The following is a 16,699-nucleotide window of genomic DNA, read 5'->3' on the forward strand; positions in this document are numbered from 1 at the left end:
CCGCCACCTCCTACGACGAAGGCCGAGTTTGCGGGGCGAACGCCATCACAAGGGCCGAGGACGACCACGAACCACCGCCACGTCAGGGACCGACCCGGCCGAAACGTGGCCTGCTTGTCATGACCACGGGTCGTGTGAGGGAGGGATCAGCATGCGAGTTGCACGAACGGGCGCAGCGACAGCCGTCGCCACCACTGCCGTTCTCGAGGTGAGTCTGGCAAGCGCGGGCCCCGCAGCGGCTGCGGGCGGCACATGGCATGCCTACGGCAACACAAATCCGATCACTTCCAGCACCAGCACGTGGCGTTGCGCCGGCTCCCATGAGGTCGCCGAAGCTGTGCACGCGCAGGTCTGTGCGATCAGGTCGTCGGGCGGGGGCAGCGTGCAGGCGGCAGTGATCGTGCGCGACGACCGATCCAGTCTCTACAGTGCGGCGGCGTTCATGGACCTGCGCACCTCCTCCAGCGGCCTGGGCAACTGGTCGTGCGGGAATTCGGGGGTCGGAGCGCACTCCTGGTCCGTGTGCTTCGGACAGACCCTCACCCGGAGCAGCGCGGTGAACTCGGCCCGCTGGGTTGAGCGTTGATGCGACCGTGGCGATGGAGCGCGCGGTGAGCCGGATCGATGGTCGCTTCGCCGACACCGGCCCACGCTGCTGATTCGGCCTGTCAGTGTGAGGCCGTCCACCGAGGGGCGACGCGGGCCCACGCGGAGTCCCACTGGGCGAGGTTGTGGCGCTCCAGCCTGCGGCGGGCGTAGGCGTATGCGGCTGTGCCCAGGAGGGGGACGGCCATGGCGGCAAGGACGGCGCAGCCGATGGCGCCGTCACGGACCTGTCGGCTGGTCAGGGGCGCGTCGGCGATCTTTCCTTCGGCGTCGACCCAGACGCGGATGACGCTGCCGGCGGCCAGACCGGGGACGGCGTCCGTCGTTGCCGTGCGACTGCGGCCATGCGGATCGGTGAAGCGGACGGTCACCGGGTACAGCGCCTTCTTCGCCTCGTCCGATCCCGGTTCCGGATGACGAGGAGCGTCGCGCACCAGAACGGCGGAGGTGTCGTGCCGGGTGGCGCTCTGGTGCCGGGCGGTTTCCTTGTAGTGGCGGTACGCGGTGTCGCCCACCAGGAACGTGGCGGATGGAGTGGCGGCCAGGACGGCGAGGAAGAGACCGACGGCGATCCACGCCTGCGCGAGATCCGTGCGACGGCGCAGGGGGTTGCGCCGCCATCGCCACAACAGGACGCGGGGGAGCTCGTCGGGAGGGTCTGCCGGGGGTACTGCGCGGGCCACCGTGTCTCTCCTTCCGTGTGCGGGCGTGGGCGGGACCGGGCGACGGCTAGCGGTGGTGCGCGGCGTCGGTGACGGCCGAGGGGTGGGCGTGGGCAGCTTGAAGGAGTCTCGCGGCGCCGCGGACGGCTGCGGTGTGCGGGGCGCGGACGGGGTGGAGGGGAGCCTGCAGCCGGGCGGTTAGGCGGCCGGTGATGTCGGGCCGTAGAGCACCTCCGCCGGCGAGCAGCGGGCCCCGCCGGAGGGCGTCGAGCGTCTGGGAGGTGTGGTCCTGGTCCAGCATGCCGGTCACCAGGGCGACGACTGCGTCGGTGATCCGCGCGGGTGGGGTGAGGCTGTCCAGGTCGCTGGTGCCAAGAGCAGTGCAGCGGGCGTCGGTCACCGCGCCGTCGACGAGGAGCGTGACCTCGGTGAGGTGGGCGCCGATGTCCACGACGAGCAGGGGGCGGCCCAGGTCGGCGCCGGCGGCCACGGCCACGGCACGCGCGGTGGGGACGGTCAGTACGGTGCGCGGGCGCAGGGCCTCGACCGCCGTGCGGGCTTCGGCCCGAAAGGCGATGCCGCCCAGTACGGGAGTGGTCAGGATGACCAGAGGGCGGCCGGCACGGGGCGGGCGGTGGCCGAGCAGCCGGTCGAGCATCCGGGCCGTGCCGGGGGTGTCGATGATCGCGCCGCGCTGAATGGGGCAGGTGGCGCTGTCCCCCGGCAGGGTGACCGTGGGCACGTCCAGGATCGTTCGCCGCCCGGACGTCCAGGCACGGGTGCGGGCGCTGCCCAGGTCGAGGGCGATGCCGGAGCACCGTCGGCACCAGGGCCACGAACGGTGCCGGGCGGCCGCCACGACACGGTGGGACGGGGTGGTCATCGGCCGGCCTCCCTGACCTGTCGGCATCGTGCGCAGTAGCGGGCTTGCGGCACGATCATGAGCAGTTCGCGGGCGATGGGTCCGCGGCACAGGTGGCAGGTGCCGTACCGGCCCTGGTCCATGCGTCCGAGGGCGGCTTCCACGTCGGTCAGGACCAGGCGGGCGGAGGCGGCGAGCTTGTCGCGCACCTCGAGTTGGGAGGCCGCCGGTCGGGCGCTCGGGGTGCCGGCGCGGGATGTGACGGCGGCCGAGAGCTGGTGGAGTTGTTCCCGGCGGAACAGGCGTTGCTCGTGCAGGTTCTCGCGCAGTACGGCGAAGTCCTCGATCGACAGGGTTGTGTTGTGGTCGTCGATGGTCCGATGGTTCACCAAGTCACCCCCTGGGCAGGGCGGTTGAGAGAGGTCGAAGGGGCGCTTGTCAGGCGGCGTCGCGCTGGCAGGGAACGCAGTACGGCGTGTAGGGCAGGATTTCCAGGCGCTCGACGGGGATCGGCCTGGAGCAGGTGCGACAGATGCCGTAGGTGCCGTCCTTGACGCGCGCGAAGGCGGCCTCGACCTCGGTGAGGACGCGCCGGATGGTGTCTTTCTGCGTGGACATCACCTGTTCCTCCGCGTTCGGCCGGGCTTCGTCGATGGCCCGTAGCTGAGTGAGACGGGAGGCACGTTCCTCTTCGAGGCGCTGGAGGGCCTCGTGCGCCGTCAGCCGCTCACGACGGGTTTCGGCCTGGGGCGTATCGAGCGACATGGCGGTTCCTTCTTCCGGTGAGAGGTGGGGAGGGCGGGAGGCCGTCTGGGACGGGGGCGGGGTCGGTCTCGGCGGCCGGTCCATGTCTCCACCGTGGCCGCAACGGTCCGTAAAGCCCATCGGGCGCGATACCCATCTACGGCATGGCCCAGGGCCCATCGCGGCGTGGGTGGGGCAGGTCCGGGAAATGGGCATTGGAGCCCATCGACGACGGAACAGGCAGGGGGCAGGCTGGACAGCAGGCCGGTCTGAGCCGGAGAACGCAGCTCACGCTCGGGGTGCGCGGTGACCGTCAGCAGACGCACAGCCGCGTCCCACATGGAAAGGCGCAACCCGGTGTCCCTGTTCTGGCGGATCTTCGCGCTCAACGCGGTCGTGCTGGGAAGCGCCACCGCGCTGCTGCTGTGGGCCCCGGTCACCGTCTCCGTGCCGGTGGTGCTGACCGAGGCGGTCATCCTGCTGGCGGGTCTGGTCGTCATGCTGGTCGCCAACGCGGCCCTGCTGCGGATCGGCCTGGCCCCGCTCGACCGGCTCACCCGGCTGATGACCACCGTCGATCTGCTGCGCCCGGGTCACCGGCTGCCGGAAGGGGGCCGCGGTGAGACCGCCGAACTGATCCGCACCTTCAACGCCATGCTGGAGCGCCTCGAGCACGAACGAGCCTCCAGCAGCGCCCGCGCCCTGTTCGCGCAGGAAGCGGAAAGACGCCGTATCGCCCAGGAACTGCACGACGAGGTGGGCCAGAGCATGACCGCGATCCTGCTGTCACTGGAGCGGGCGGCCGACGAGGCGGACGAGCCGTTGCGCGGTGAGCTGAGGCAGGTGCAGGAGATCACCCGGGGGAGTCTGGACGAGGTGCGCCGTCTGGTACGTCGGCTGCGGCCGGGCGTGCTGGAGGACCTCGGGCTGGTCAGCGCCCTGACCTCGCTGACCAGCGAGTTCGCCACCCATGTGGGACTGCGGGTGGTGCGCCGCTTGGACACCGGCCTGCCCGTGCTGGACCAGCAGACCGAACTGGTGCTGTACCGCGTGGCCCAGGAAGCCCTGACCAACGCCGCCCGCCATGCCGAGGCCGGCCAGGTCGAGGTGAGCCTGCGCCACACCGGTGAGACGGTGGTGCTGACCGTCGCCGACGACGGCCGCGGTACCGAAACCGCCCGCGAGGGGGCGGGGATCCGCGGAATGCGCGAGCGGGCCCTGCTGATCGGAGCCACGCTGGATTTCACCTCCCACCCGCAGGCCGGTACGGCGGTCCGGCTTGTCGTGCCCCTCAGGAAGCAGCCATGACCACGCCCGACACATCCCTGATCCGTATCCTTCTCGCCGACGACCACGCGCTGGTACGCCGCGGCGTGCGGCTCATCCTCGACCGGGAGCCGGACCTCGAGGTCGTCGCCGAGGCCGGGGACGGGGCGGAGGCCATCGAACTGGCCCGCACCCACGAGGTCGACCTCGCGGTGATGGACATCGCCATGCCCCGGATGACGGGACTGCAGGCCACCCGCGAGCTCGTCGCGCTGAAGCCCGGGGTGCGCGTACTGATGCTGACGATGCACGACAACGAGCAGTACTTCTTCCAGGCGCTGAAGGCCGGAGCCAGCGGCTACGTGCTGAAGTCCGTGGCCGACCGCGACCTCGTGGCGGCCTGCCGGGCCGCGATGCGTGACGAACCCTTCCTGTACCCGGGCGCCGTCAGCGCGCTGATACGCAGCTACCTCGACCGGGTCCGCAACGGCGAGGAGCCGCCCGAGCAGGTGCTGACCGCGCGCGAGGAGGAGGTCCTCAAACTCGTGGCCGAGGGTCACTCCTCCAAGGAGATCGCCGAGTTGCTCTTCATCAGCATCAAGACCGTCCACCGGCACCGGGAGAACCTGCTGCGCAAGCTCGGTCTGCGGGACCGGCTGGAGCTCACTCGCTATGCGATCCGCGCAGGCCTGGTCGAACCCTGAGCGCGCCGTCGCCGACACGCTGCCACCGACAGGAAAGAGGGAGGGGATGGTCGCCGTGTCCCGCATGAGCGGCCGGGGTTCGGCTGCCCTGGCCGTCCTGCTCGCCGTCGTCGTCACGCTGCTCGGCCCGGCCGCCCTGGGCGATGAGCAACCCCGTGCGATCGGCGGCGCGGTGCTCGCGGCCGAGGCCCGGGCAGCGCACGGCGAGTCCCACGCGGAGGGCGTGGACTCCGCTGTTTCCACTGCCGCGGTGCGGGGCCGGCGGAGCCATGGGGATGTCACCGGCGAGCGCCATGCACCACCGGTCTCCGCCCAGGGCGCGTCGCCGCGCCCGGAGATCGGTTCGCTCGGGCCCGCGCGGCTCCCGGTCGCGGTGGAGGCCACCCCCGTATCCGACCATCCGGCACACCGGCATGGGGTACGTGCACCCCCCTCGCCTTCCGGCATCTGAGCCCTGTCCCTTCCCTCTCGTTCCTTTCTCGACCGCAGCCCCTGTGCCGGCCGCGGTGTGCCTGCCGGAGGCCCGTTGTGACCCGATCCGCGGTGACCCGATCCACGCGCATGAGAGGCGTGATCGCCCTGATTGCCGTTGCCCTGTCCCTGTACGTCGCCCTCACGGTGCCCGTCCACCTCGGACTCGATCTGCGGGGCGGCACCCAGGTCGTGCTGGAAACCCGCCCCACTGCCGACACCGACGGTGAGGCCACGGACCGCACCGTGGAGGTGCTGCGCGGCCGCATCGACGCGCTCGGTGTCACCGAACCCACCATCGCCCGCTCCGGCAGCGACCGGATCATCGTCGAACTGCCCGGCGTGCAGGACCCCAGGAAGGCGGCCGACGTGCTCGGCCGCACCGCTCAGCTCACCTTCCACCAGGTACTCGGTACGGCAGCCACCGCCGACGACAGGCCGAATCCGCTGCCCAAGCGGCCCCGTGAGCAAGTCATGGCCGACGAGTCCGGCCAACTGCTGCGCCTTCGGGCGGCCGCGCTGACCGGCAAGGACGTCGAGAAGGCAGCCGCCCGCTTCGACCAGCAGGGCGGCGCGGGATGGCACGTCACCGTCGACTTCAGGGGATCAGGCGAAACGGGGTGGGCTCGTCTGACGGGCGAGGCCGCCTGCCACGCGGTCGGAGACCCGGGCCGCCGCGTCGCCATCGTCCTGGACGACAAGGTCATCTCCTCGCCGCAGGTCGACCCGTCCGTCGCCTGCCGATCCGGCATCAACGGGGGCTCCACCCAGATCACCGGCACCTTCGACGACCGCGAAGCCAAAGAACTGGCCCTGCTCATCAACGGCGGCGCTCTTCCGGTGCCGGTCGAGACCGTCGAGCAGCGCACGGTCGGCCAGACGTTGGGAGCCGAAGCCATCAAGGCCAGCGCCTGGGCCGCCACCATCGGCACGGCGGTGACCGCGCTGTTCATCATCGCCGTCTACCGGCTTCTGGGCGCCCTGGCCACCGTGGCTCTGGCCTGCTACGGCCTTATCTCCTACGCGGCCCTCGCGGCCCTCGGCGCCACCCTCACCCTGCCCGGCCTCGCCGGCTTCGTGCTGGCCATCGGCATGGCGGTCGACGCCAACGTGCTCGTCTTCGAACGCGCCCGCGAGGAGTACGCCTGCGGTCACCGCCCCACCCCGCGATCATCCCTGACCTCCGGATTCCGCGGGGCCTTCAGCGCCATCGCCGACTCCAACATCACCACCCTCATCGCCGCAGGCCTGCTGTTCTTCCTCGCCTCCGGCCCGGTCCGCGGCTTCGGCGTCACGCTGGGGATCGGCGTCCTCGCCTCCATGCTGAGCGCCCTGGTCATCACCCGGGCCCTCGCCGAACACGCTGTCGGTCGCCCCGGTCTGCGGCGCCGCCCCCGCCTGACCGGCATCGCCCACTCCGGCGCCGTCCGCGAGCGCCTCGGCCGCACCAGCCCGAACCTGATGCGGCACCCGCGCCGGTGGCTGGCCGCCTCGGCCGCCGCTCTCGTCCTGGCCGCCTCCGGTATCGCCGTGCGCGGCCTGGACCTCGGCGTCGAGTTCACCGGTGGCCGCCACATCGCCTATGCCACGGCCACCCCCGTCGACGCCGACCGGGCCCGCAGCGCGCTCGCCGACGCCGGATTCCCCCGGGCCGTCGTCCAGACCTCCGGCGCACACCAGCTCACCGTCCGTACCCCTCACCTGAGCAACGACCAAGCGGCGGCCATCACCGCCGCTGTCACCGACCTGGCGCCCGGGACCGAGAAGATCCGCGACGAGGCGATCGGCCCCAGCCTCGGCAAGGAGCTGCGCCACGGCGGCCTCATCGCCCTCGTCGTCGCCCTCGGCGCCCAGCTCGTCTACCTCACGGCACGTTTCCGCCGGCTGCTGGGAACCTCGGCGGTCGCCGCACTCGCTCACGACGTCGTGATCCTCATCGGCGTCTTCGCCTGGCTGGGCAAGCCCGTCGACGGTGTGTTCCTGGCTGCGCTGCTGACCGTCATCGGCTACTCCGTCAACGACTCCGTGGTCGTCTTCGACCGGATAAGGGAACTGGGCCGCCGCGCGAACACGGGGGCCTTCGCCCGCGTCGCCAACCAGGCTCTCCTGCAGACCCTGCCCCGAACCGTCAACACCGGAATGGGCGCCGCGTTCATCCTCACCGCACTGGCCGTCCTCGGCGGCGACTCCCTGGCCGACTTCGCCCTCGCTCTCCTCATCGGCTGTGCGGTGGGCACGTACTCCTCGATGTTCACGGCCACCCCACTGGCCATCGAGCTGCACAAGCGTCGTACGTAGGTGCCGGTGCCGGTGCTGTGACGTGAGGCGATCAGGCGACGGGCTCCAGCCGGACGCAGCATCGGCCAGGGGAGGGTGACAGACAGGCCGTGTACGCGCGCTCGCCCAACCCGTGCAGGACACCACGGAGGAGGTGCAGATTCATGCCGCACACCGTCTCGGTGTGCTCACGCGCCAGGACGTGAAAGGGACAGTTGCCCAGCACGATGGTGCCTGTCTCCTCGTGCCGCGGCTCGAAGCCGTACCGCTCCAGCAGTCCGAAAAGGCTTACGCTCTCCGGCTCTTCCAGCCGCGCGCCGAGTTCTTCGGCCCTGCGGTGCAGCACCTCCCGCACCGGCGCGCCGGTTGCCGCGGATTCCTCCACTGCCTGGGCCAGGAGCCGCCCGGCGAGTTCGTAGCGCCGGTCCGGCAGGCTGACCGCGATCTGCTTGCCCGAACGCCGGTACAGCTTGGCCGGTCTGCCGGCCCCCGGCCCCGTCCGCCCGCTGCGCCGTTCGTAGACCACGTCGAGCAGGGACTCGTCGGCGAGCCGGTCGAGATGGAACGCCACGGTCTGCCGGGCCAGGCCGAGTGCGGCGGCCGCGTCGTCGCGGCTGACGGGGCCGGGCTGGCGCACCACATGCTCGTACAGCCTCCTACGGGTCGGCTCGTCCAAGGCGGCGATGGCGGAGACATCGGGGTCGCGTACTTCCTTCGGGGCGTCCACGAACACCAGTGTAAAACCCACGGCCATTGACTAAAGAAGAGATGGGCGCTTCTATAAATAACGAAAGTTGTCACTAGAAGGAGAGGTCGTCATGTCCTCCGCAACCGCAAGCACCCCGCCCACCGCCGCCCCACGGCGTGCGCAGCTCGCAGACCCCGGCTACCAGGCGTTCGTGATCCTGCGGACGGCGTTCACCGTGGCGCCGATCCTGTTCGGGCTGGACAAGTTCACCAACCTGCTGGTGGACTGGCCCGCGTACCTCGCGCCCTGGATCAACGACCTCGTTCCCGGCAGCGCTCAGGCGGCCATGTACGCCGTGGGCGTGATCGAAGTCGTCGCCGGAATCGCAGTGGCTTTCGCGCCCCGCTTCGGCGCCTGGCTGGTGGCCGGCTGGCTGGCCGGCATCATCGTCAACCTGCTGACCATCCCCGACTACTACGACATCGCGTTGCGCGACTTCGGCCTCCTGCTCGCCGCCGTCGCACTCGCCCGCCTCGCAGAGCGCTACCACGGCAAGCGGCAGCGCTGAACGGGCGCGGCCCATGGTGAAGGAGTCGGCGGGCGGGCTCTCACGGGGCTGCCCGCCGCCCCGGTTAGGGTCGTCGTACCGCGTGGGCCACAACTGCGTGAGCTGACACAGTTCCGCACCCCGCACGCGCAGGGAGGACCGGCGCCCACCGGACTGGCTCGGCGACCGTCCGCCTCGGCGAGGGCGACGGGGGCGGAAGGCCGGCCGGTGTGTCAGAGCATGGCGAGCCGGTCCACCAGCAGCCTCACCCTCGGCTCGGTCTCCTGCGGTGGCAGCCGTCCCGCCCGGGTCAGGGTGGTCAACCCGTGCAGGCACGCCCAGAACGTCTCGGTGAACAGCCCCGGGTCGACACCGTCCCCGGCGACCTCGCCGAGGCACTCCAGCAGCGCGGCGAAGGCGTCCTTGAGAGGTGCCGGGGTGTCCTCCTGGGCGTAGGCCAGCCCGCCGTCGAGCTGGAAGATGGCGTCGTAGACCGCCGGGTTGCGTTCGGCGAAGTCGAGATAGGCGCGCGCGAGGGCGGCGACCCGCTCGCGCGGGCTGTCCACGGCGGCGGTCGCGGTCCGCACCGCGACGGCCATCTCCGTGGCGCCCTGGAGGGCGACGGCGCCGATGATCTCGCGCTTGCCGCGGAAATGGCTGTAGAGAACGGGCTGGCTGTACTCGATGCGTTCGGCGAGCCGCCGTGTGGTGACGGCGTCCCAACCCTGCTGCTCAGCGAGTTCACGGGCCGTCGCCACGATGAGGCGTTCGCGCTCCGCCCGTTCCCGCTGCTTGCGTTCCTGTACCGACATGATTCGATCCTAGCACTGCTAGACAAGAGAGCGGCAGTAGTACTAGCGTTGCCTCATCGGCTAGCGGCACTAGATTCCGAGAGGATCGTCATGTTCAACGCACTTGAGGTCATCACCACCGTGGTCGTCGGCGTGATGGTGGGGGTGGAGTTCTCCGTCGCCTTCGTCATGAACCGGATACTCGACGCGCTCCCGGAGGACAGCGGCCAACTCGGCCATGCCCACGGGGGGCGGATGCTCGGCGCCGTGATGCCGGTCTGGTACATCGGCTCGCTCGTCCTTGTCGGCATCTGGGCTGTCGCCGGGTGGCACCACCACGGCACCGCCCTCGTCGTCACGGCCGGCGCGCTGCTGATCCTCAGCGTGGTCATGTCGGTTCTGCTGCTCGTTCCGATCAACAACCGGAACAGGACGTGGACCCCTGACAACCGGCCCGCCGACTGGAAGCAGCAGCTGAACCGCTGGCAGCGCTTCCACTACGTCCGCGTCGCCGTCATCATCGCCGCCTTCGCCCTGCTGGTCGCCGCCCTCGCCTGAGCCCAGGGGCTCAGCCGCCCGGTCGGTCCCGAACGGCCAAAAAGTTCCGGTCGCCGCATATCCCCTGAGTGGGAGTCATACCGGCTCACCAAGCCCTATCAAGCTCACGAAGACTCGCGAGGAGACGAACCATGGTACTGAAGAAGATCAACACCGTCCTGACCGCCGCCTTCATTCTCTTCATCCTCTGGTTCGGAGCGGAGTTCATCCTGAGCCCGGAGACGACGGCGCCGACCTTCGGCCTGCCGAGCTGGCCGTCCGGCGACGGCGGCGGCTTCCTGATCATCAAGGGAATCCGCGACGTCGTCCTGGCCCTGGTCCTGGGCATCCTGCTGGTGACGGGCCACCGCCGGGCGCTGAGCTGGGTGTTACTGGTGGAGGCCCTCGCCGCCTACGGCGACATGACCACAGTGCTGGCCCATCACGGCTCAGTGACCACCGCGTTCGGCGTCCACGGCGTGACCGCGACGCTGATGGTGGTCAACGGCCTGCTGATGATGCGCGAGACCCGCGAGGTCGCGTCCGCTCCGGCGACGCCCGCCCCGCAGCCCGCCTGATCCCATCGGCCGGAGGTGGCCCGGGCTCCGGCCGGGCCACCTCGGCGCGTGCTGGTGGTGGAAGGAGATCTGGCAGCGGGCGCACATGAGCGATGACGGTATGCCGAACCCGCGCCGGCCGCCGGGCTAGCCGATCGCGTGCGGCTCGGCGAACGCTCGGGACACCAGATCCCGTCAACCAGAGCGAACCCGCGCGCTTCCGCCGAGACCTATCTCTTGCGCGAGGTCAGGCGCTTCACCTCCCGCTCGGCTTCGCGCGCTTCCTGTCGGGCCCGCGCGTGTGCGTCAGCGGCTGTGTGGCTGCGTTCCTCAGCCTCCCGCTGTTCGCGATCGGCTCGCTGGAGTTCCTGCTGTGCCTGGTGCAGTTGCTGCTCGGCGGCGGACACCAGCTTCCGGGCCTGGTCGTGCCCGTCGCGTGCGAGCTGCCGTGCCGCTTCAGCCTCGGCTTCTTCCGTCCGGGCGTCCCGCAATCGCTGCGCGGCCTCTTCGGCCGCTGTCCGGGCGTGATCGAGCCGCTCCTCCCTTTGTCGGCGCCGCTCGGCGAGTTCGTTCTTCGCCCGCGTTCGCGCCGACGGCTGCGGAGTCGTCTCCCGGCGTGGCTTGTGCGCGGCGCCGGTCGGCGGGGCGGTGCCGGGAAAGTCCGACGGCGGGGTGAGAGCGCCCTCCAGGCGGCCGCCTGCCCACTGGTCGGCCGCATCCTGATCAGTGAGCACGGCGCGCAAGGTGGATTCGACGTCCTGCCGGACCTGGTCCGACAGTCGGTGCCCGGCCTCCTGAGCAAGCTGCGCCGCCTGCCCGGACAAGGCGGCCACGATGCGCCGCCGTTGCTCGGACAGCTCGTTGATCCCTACGGCGTCCAGGGTGCGGTATGCCTCGCGCAAAGCCTGCCCCAGCTCCAGGAACTGCCGGCTCTCCTGCGGCTGGGAACGCAGCAGGAGGTTCGCGGCCCAGGCCGCCAGGGTGGGGCGGCGGGCCGCGTGGATCCGTCGGGCATCGTCGACGTGGTCGGCCGCTTTGGCCGCGGCGGCCAACTCCTCACGGCGGGCGACGAAGTCGGCGGGGGGCGTGGTGTAGAGGTCGTCGAGAACCGCTTCCACGTCGCGTTCCGCGCCGGTCTTCACGCCCTTGCGCCTGCTCACGGCGGCCACCACTCCGGCCCACCTTCGTGGCGTTCGTCCAGGTCCGAGTCGGCGACATCCCGTTCGTCCCAGCGGGGCCAACCGGCGTTCTGCGCAAGCAGCGTCCGGTCGTAGGGGGTGTGCGCGGTGCCGTAGCTCCGGTCCGCGATGCGCACCGGACGGCCGCCGGTCTCAGACGGCGGGTGGACGATCGCTCGACGCTCGGACACGGCACCAGCGTCGCCCGCGACGAGTGATCCCGCATCCCGGTCGGACACCTGCGGAGGTGTGTCGGAGAAGCCCTCCGTCATCCTGACCGAAAGGACGGGCTCTCGAACCCCACCTCCGTCGCCGTACGGCACCGGACCGTCTACGTCGCCACGGCCAGGATCAGTCGCCGGCTTCCCGGGCCACGCCCTCCAGCCGGCTCCGATAGCTCGCCCACCAGGCCTGATCACCTGGCGGCAAGTCGCCCTTGTTCTGCGAACACCCGACGGATCCGTCGATGAGTTCCCGCACGATGTCCGCGTGGCCTGCGTGCCGCTGCGTATCGGAGATCACGCGTACCAGGATGTGGTGCAGTGTCGCCTCGCGACGTTCCTCCGGCCACCACGGCACGCGGCCGACCGCGTCCAGCGGCAGCATCGCGATCGTGCTGTCGGAGTGCTGCCACGCCAGGCGGTACAGCCCGACGATGTCTTCGCGTGACTCGTCTGCCGTGGCCCACATGTCCGCGTTGGCTTCCGCGTCCTGCGTGTACCACCAGGCCGGCGGTTGCTCGTCGAAGAACGGCCGCCCGAACGTGTCGCCGAAGTACCCCAGCTCCACGCCGGCGACATGTTTGACCAGCCCCAGCAGATTCGTTCCCGTGGGAGTCAGTGGGCGCCGGATGTCGTACTCCGAGAGCCCGTCGAGCTTCCAGACCAGGGCATCACGGGCTTCTTGCAGGTATCGAAACAGGTCCGCTTTCGGGTTCGGTTCGATCATGCGGGCAGTCTTCCAGCCGGCACTGACACCGGGGAGTGGCCTCGGTCATGTGAGACTGAGCATCGCCTCGGTGACCTCGCCGACCGCCGCATCGGGAATCGCCGTGGCGGCCTCCTCCAGGACGAGCAGCCGTGCTCCGGGGATGTTGCGCGCGAGCGCTTCGCCGTTGCCCAAGGGGAAGAACCGGTTGCGGCGGCCATGCACGACGAGCGTGGGGACCGCGATCTCGGGCAGGCGCTCGCGCCAGCGGGGCTTGCAGTCGAGCCTGGCGAACACCACGCCCATCTGGTTGGCCATCTGGACCGGGGGAGCGGTGCCGGGCGTGCGGTCCCAGATGCGCGCAGCCGTGGCGTGCGCGGCGACGGGGTCGTCGCCGAGGGTCTCCGCACCGGCGGTGACGAAGGCCGCGACCGCCTCACGATCGGTCCAATTTGGCATCGCACGCGCGAACAGCCGCCCCATCGTCGCCTGGTCATGGTCGGGGAGGTCCTCGTCGACCGGGCCGGGGGCAACCGCGCGGGTGCCGACCAGGGTGAGCGCCGAGAACGCGTGCGGATGGTCGAGTACGGCCACCTGGGCGACCATCCCGCCGACCCCGATCCCCGCAAGGTGCGCCGGCTCCCCGCCGAGCGCGTCAGCAAGGGTCGCCGCGTCGGTGGCCAGGTCGCGCAGGGTGTAGGCGGGCGCCATGGGATCCGTGGTCGTCGATTCCCCGCTGTCGCGCAGGTCGTAGCGCACCACCCGGCGCCCTCCGGCGGCGAGGCGCTCGCACAGTGCGTCGGGCCAGGAGAGCATCGTCGTCATCGGATGACCGCACGAGGTCGTAGGCCGGATGCGTCGCGGTCGATGCCGAGAGCACGCTTCGCTGCACGAGCGTGTACGGCGCTCCGCCGGTGACCAGTAGCGCGTTCCGACGTCCATGACGCGCCGTCGGAGCGTCGGCCGGTCAGGCTTACGTCGCCGAGCCGACCGTGGCACACGCGGCCCGCGAGGATGAGGTCGAATTCCCTGCCGCTCTCCGACGCCGTCGCCTTGGCCCGCTGGTGCGCGGCTGTGACGAACGCTGGGTCCACGGGGTCGACGAGGTGCCCGAGGGCGCGGCGCGGGTGCGATCGTTGTCCCGGCTGGGGTCGGGTCCGGCGAGGCGGCCGTCGGGCGAGGCCGAGACGGCAGCGATGAGTCGAGTCATGCCAGGGCAGACCTGGATCCACCGCCCGAACTCCTCGCTCACGCAGAAGCGCGGCACCGCTCGTTCAGTCGCGGCTCGAGGCCTGTTTCCTGGACCATGCGGTGGCGTCAGCTCCATATCGGGCCAAGAGGCGTGCGAACTGGATCCGCTCCTCCGGCGACCAGGCAGCGGTGATCTCCTGAAACGCCTTGCGCTGTTCAGCGGCGAAGCGGCTGCGTTCGGCCTCACCGTGCTCGGTGAGTTCGAGCACGGTGCGGCGACCGTCGATCTGGGACGCCGTCCGCCGCAGCAGCCCGTCCTCGATGCAGGCGGCGACGGTCCGGCTGGCCACCGGCTGGGCCACACCCATCTCGGCAGCGAGGCCGCCGACAGTCGTCTCGCCCGGTGCATCAGCGATCACATTGAGTACGAGGTTGCGGGAGAGGTCCTTGCTCGATGCCGGTGCGCGTCGTCGCAGACGTGACAGCGCGGGGCCGATCTGGTCCAACGCCGCGTCGTCGGAAGGCTGCTCGGAGAAGGACGGGCTGCTCATGCGACTGAGTCTAGGCCCAGCCCAGCCATTTGCATACCTCTGGATATGTATATAGCTTAGGGTATGTAAATCTTGGACGAGCGACGAAACGAGGCGGACTGCTATGGCGCTCACCGCGATCACCAATGCGCAGATCTTCGACGGAGAGAAGTCGGTAGGCGTGCGGACCGTGGTCATCGACGGCGGGAGGATCGCTCGCGTGGGTGGCGAGGCTCCTCGTGACAGCGAGATCGTGGACGGCAGCGGCGCCACCCTGCTGCCGGGGCTCATCGACGCCCACGTTCACTCCGCTCCGGGTTCCCTGGCACTCGCCCTGCGGTTCGGGGTGACGACCGAACTGGAGATGCAGGGGATGAACACCCGGGAGAACCGGGGGGCCATCACCGAGGACGACACCCTGGCTGACGTGCGCTCTTCCGGCTTCGCCATCACACCGCCCGGTGGTCACCCGAGCGAGCTGATGCCCGAAGGCTTCCGGCCGAAGTGGGATCTCCCGCCGGTGATGCCCTTGATGCCGTTCTCCAGCACGCCCGAGGAAGCGGCCGCCTTTGTGCCCCAACTCCTCGCCAGGGGCTCCGACTTCATCAAGTTCATGATCGACGACGGCAGTGTGGAGGGGCACCCCGGGCTGCCCTCACTTGACCGGGCCACCGTGGCCGCCGGTGTGGCCGAAGCCAAGAAGTACGGTGCCCTGACCGTGGCCCACGCGCTGACAGTGGAGGCCACCAGGACGGCAGCCGAAGCCGGCATCGACGGCCTCACCCACGTGTTCATGGACCAGCCGCACACCGCCGAGATCATCGCCCTCATCAGGGACGCGGGCATGTTCGTCATTCCCTGTATCAGCCTCAATGCCTCGATGATGGGAATCACCGGAAGCGATCTCGCCGACGACCCCCGGGTTTCCGCACGGCTCGACAGTGCATGGGAACGAACCCTGCGGTCCAGCTACGACCGTTACCCGCAGGGCAAGCTCGACGACGTGTACGACACCGTGCGCGCTCTGGACGCCGCCGGCGTCGACGTGCTGGCCGGCACCGACGCCTCCATGCCCGAGACGTTCTTCGGGGGTCTGGCACACGGAGCGAGCCTGCACCACGAGCTGCAATACCTCGTGGCGGCCGGTCTCACGCCCGCACGGGCCCTGCGCGCGGCCACGGCGACGACGGCCCGCCGCTTCCGCCTCAGTGACCGGGGCCGCATCGCCGAGGGGCTCCGTGCCGACCTTCTGCTGGTCGAGGGTGACCCGACCAGCAACATCAGCGACACCCTCAACACCCGCGCCGTCTGGCGCCGCGGCACCCGCCTGGCGGCATGACCGCACGTACTTCCCCATGGGTGTCACGACGGGTCAGGGGCGGTCTCGCGGTCGAGCCGGTGGGGCCGGTCTCCCGTTCGTGGCGTTCGGCTGGGGGAGTGCAGGGGGTGGGACTCGCCAATTCCAGCCCCTCCTGGGGGAGTCCGGCCATCAGGCGGAGCGAGCGGACTGCTCCGCCGGAGTCGGCGAGAGCGGCGAGCCCCGCGAGACTGCCGAGGCCTGCGAGCGGATGGTCGCGGTCGGACGTCCCGGGAAGTGCCGCAGGCGCCGGCGGACTGTCAGCGGCCGGCCGGGCCGGCCACCGTGACAGCCTCCGCTGCCGTCCGCCGCAGCGCACGGCTGGTGAGCCAGCGGTTCTTTCCGCCGGCCAGGTGTGCCACGGCATCGCCCAGCCATTCCGGGTCGCCGAGGAGATGCGGCTTTTCCTCGTCGACGAGGTGCCGCAGGAGATACTCCAGCCGCAGGACGTCCACGGCCCTGTACGGGCGCGCGTGCTGGTCGAAGCGCAGTTGATGGTCCTCGTACGGGTGGCGCAGCGTCATGTGCATCCAGCCACCGCTGCGCCCGGCGACCATGCCCTTGAGGGTGTACCTGCCCCTGCTCACCGAGTTCCAGGAGTGCTTGCCCCAGGTGATCCAGATGCCGGTCATGATCCTGGACCAGGGGAACAGTCGGCCCTCGGAAGCCGGCTCGTGCTGGTAGAACCCGTCCGGTCGCAAGTCCACCCAGTGAGTGCCCACTCGCGTGGCGTCCCCGACGACCCAACGTCCTTCGTGCAGCTCCAGCGGACCCAGTGATGCCCCGTCCCTCACCATGGAGTCA

Annotated in this window: 20 protein-coding genes; 8 read left to right on the forward strand and 12 right to left on the reverse strand. The window is 70.5% G+C overall.

The genetic code is table 11. From position 1 onward, the window contains the following. Positions 1-668 precede the first annotated feature (668 nt). From RKD20_RS43410 to RKD20_RS43425, 4 genes are read right to left on the reverse strand one after another with little or no spacing between them, the layout of a single operon-like run. On the reverse strand, positions 669-1,289 hold the full coding sequence (locus RKD20_RS43410; protein ID WP_424882535.1) for an Rv1733c family protein: 621 nt from the start codon (positions 1,287-1,289) through the stop codon (positions 669-671). 46 nt (positions 1,290-1,335) lie between these two features. After that, positions 1,336-2,151 carry a hypothetical protein gene (locus tag RKD20_RS43415; RefSeq protein WP_424882536.1) on the reverse strand — a complete coding sequence of 272 codons (816 nt, stop codon included), beginning with the start codon at positions 2,149-2,151 and terminating at the stop codon, positions 1,336-1,338. After that, positions 2,148-2,522 carry a TraR/DksA family transcriptional regulator gene (locus RKD20_RS43420; RefSeq protein ID WP_424882537.1) on the reverse strand — a complete coding sequence of 125 codons (375 nt, stop codon included), beginning with the start codon at positions 2,520-2,522 and terminating at the stop codon, positions 2,148-2,150. The genes RKD20_RS43415 and RKD20_RS43420 overlap by 4 nt, the downstream gene beginning before the upstream one ends. A 46-nt stretch (positions 2,523-2,568) precedes the next feature. Next, the gene (locus tag RKD20_RS43425) at positions 2,569-2,895 is read right to left on the reverse strand and encodes a TraR/DksA family transcriptional regulator (protein ID WP_424882538.1); all 327 of its coding nucleotides are present in this window, start codon (positions 2,893-2,895) and stop codon (positions 2,569-2,571) included. 336 nt (positions 2,896-3,231) lie between these two features. On the opposite strand from RKD20_RS43425, the gene RKD20_RS43430 reads away from it, so the two are divergent. The 4 genes from RKD20_RS43430 to secD all read left to right on the forward strand — a co-directional run bounded on the left by RKD20_RS43430 (position 3,232) and on the right by secD (position 7,613). Continuing rightward, positions 3,232-4,182, forward strand: a complete 951-nt coding sequence (locus tag RKD20_RS43430) for a HAMP domain-containing sensor histidine kinase (protein WP_424883463.1) — start codon at positions 3,232-3,234, stop codon at positions 4,180-4,182. Further along, the gene (locus RKD20_RS43435; RefSeq protein ID WP_424882539.1) at positions 4,179-4,844 is read left to right on the forward strand and encodes a response regulator; all 666 of its coding nucleotides are present in this window, start codon (positions 4,179-4,181) and stop codon (positions 4,842-4,844) included. Before RKD20_RS43430 ends, RKD20_RS43435 begins: the two co-directional genes overlap by 4 nt. A gap of 46 nt (positions 4,845-4,890) precedes the next feature. Next, the gene (locus RKD20_RS43440) at positions 4,891-5,295 is read left to right on the forward strand and encodes a hypothetical protein (RefSeq protein WP_424882540.1); all 405 of its coding nucleotides are present in this window, start codon (positions 4,891-4,893) and stop codon (positions 5,293-5,295) included. 110 nt (positions 5,296-5,405) lie between these two features. Beyond that, complete coding sequence (gene secD, locus RKD20_RS43445) at positions 5,406-7,613, forward strand: protein translocase subunit SecD (protein WP_424882541.1); 2,208 nt, start codon at positions 5,406-5,408, stop codon at positions 7,611-7,613. Positions 7,614-7,644: 31 nt separating this feature from the next. Here secD and RKD20_RS43450 read toward each other — a convergent pair whose 3' ends face one another. Continuing rightward, positions 7,645-8,325 (reverse strand): helix-turn-helix transcriptional regulator, encoded by a 681-nt coding sequence (locus tag RKD20_RS43450; RefSeq protein ID WP_424883464.1) that lies wholly within the window; start codon positions 8,323-8,325, stop codon positions 7,645-7,647. 85 nt (positions 8,326-8,410) lie between these two features. Between RKD20_RS43450 and RKD20_RS43455 the strand changes: the two genes are divergently transcribed. After that, the gene (locus tag RKD20_RS43455) at positions 8,411-8,848 is read left to right on the forward strand and encodes a hypothetical protein (protein WP_424882542.1); all 438 of its coding nucleotides are present in this window, start codon (positions 8,411-8,413) and stop codon (positions 8,846-8,848) included. 212 nt (positions 8,849-9,060) lie between these two features. Here the strand turns inward: RKD20_RS43455 and RKD20_RS43460 are convergent, their stop codons facing one another. After that, positions 9,061-9,639: a TetR/AcrR family transcriptional regulator gene (locus tag RKD20_RS43460; RefSeq protein WP_424882543.1), complete on the reverse strand. Its 579-nt coding sequence runs from the start codon at positions 9,637-9,639 to the stop codon at positions 9,061-9,063. A gap of 90 nt (positions 9,640-9,729) precedes the next feature. Here RKD20_RS43460 and RKD20_RS43465 point away from each other — a divergent pair, with 90 nt between their 5' ends. Continuing rightward, complete coding sequence (locus tag RKD20_RS43465; RefSeq protein ID WP_424882544.1) at positions 9,730-10,176, forward strand: anthrone oxygenase family protein; 447 nt, start codon at positions 9,730-9,732, stop codon at positions 10,174-10,176. A 131-nt stretch (positions 10,177-10,307) separates the two neighbouring features. Continuing rightward, the gene (locus RKD20_RS43470) at positions 10,308-10,733 is read left to right on the forward strand and encodes a DUF4267 domain-containing protein (RefSeq protein WP_424882545.1); all 426 of its coding nucleotides are present in this window, start codon (positions 10,308-10,310) and stop codon (positions 10,731-10,733) included. 209 nt (positions 10,734-10,942) lie between these two features. On the opposite strand, the gene RKD20_RS43475 is transcribed toward RKD20_RS43470, so the two are convergent. From RKD20_RS43475 to RKD20_RS43495, 5 genes are all read right to left on the reverse strand, one after another. Then, positions 10,943-11,881 carry a hypothetical protein gene (locus tag RKD20_RS43475; protein ID WP_424883465.1) on the reverse strand — a complete coding sequence of 313 codons (939 nt, stop codon included), beginning with the start codon at positions 11,879-11,881 and terminating at the stop codon, positions 10,943-10,945. Continuing rightward, complete coding sequence (locus tag RKD20_RS43480) at positions 11,869-12,081, reverse strand: hypothetical protein (RefSeq protein WP_424882546.1); 213 nt, start codon at positions 12,079-12,081, stop codon at positions 11,869-11,871. The genes RKD20_RS43475 and RKD20_RS43480 overlap by 13 nt, the downstream gene beginning before the upstream one ends. A gap of 160 nt (positions 12,082-12,241) precedes the next feature. Beyond that, entirely contained in the window at positions 12,242-12,838 is a 597-nt protein-coding gene (locus tag RKD20_RS43485; protein WP_424882547.1) for a DinB family protein, read from the reverse strand. A 45-nt stretch (positions 12,839-12,883) separates the two neighbouring features. Then, entirely contained in the window at positions 12,884-13,642 is a 759-nt protein-coding gene (locus RKD20_RS43490) for an alpha/beta fold hydrolase (protein WP_424882548.1), read from the reverse strand. A 449-nt stretch (positions 13,643-14,091) separates the two neighbouring features. Continuing rightward, complete coding sequence (locus RKD20_RS43495) at positions 14,092-14,559, reverse strand: MarR family winged helix-turn-helix transcriptional regulator (RefSeq protein ID WP_424882549.1); 468 nt, start codon at positions 14,557-14,559, stop codon at positions 14,092-14,094. Between the two features lie 103 nt (positions 14,560-14,662). Between RKD20_RS43495 and RKD20_RS43500 the strand changes: the two genes are divergently transcribed. Beyond that, complete coding sequence (locus tag RKD20_RS43500) at positions 14,663-15,877, forward strand: amidohydrolase family protein (protein ID WP_424882550.1); 1,215 nt, start codon at positions 14,663-14,665, stop codon at positions 15,875-15,877. Between the two features lie 278 nt (positions 15,878-16,155). Here RKD20_RS43500 and RKD20_RS43505 read toward each other — a convergent pair whose 3' ends face one another. After that, the gene (locus RKD20_RS43505; RefSeq protein ID WP_424882551.1) at positions 16,156-16,692 is read right to left on the reverse strand and encodes a hypothetical protein; all 537 of its coding nucleotides are present in this window, start codon (positions 16,690-16,692) and stop codon (positions 16,156-16,158) included. Between the last annotated feature and the right edge of the window lie 7 nt (positions 16,693-16,699).

The sequence above is a fragment of the Streptomyces sp. SLBN-8D4 genome (assembly GCF_049739545.1).
Taxonomy (GTDB): Bacteria; Actinomycetota; Actinomycetes; order Streptomycetales; family Streptomycetaceae; genus Streptomyces; species Streptomyces canus_C.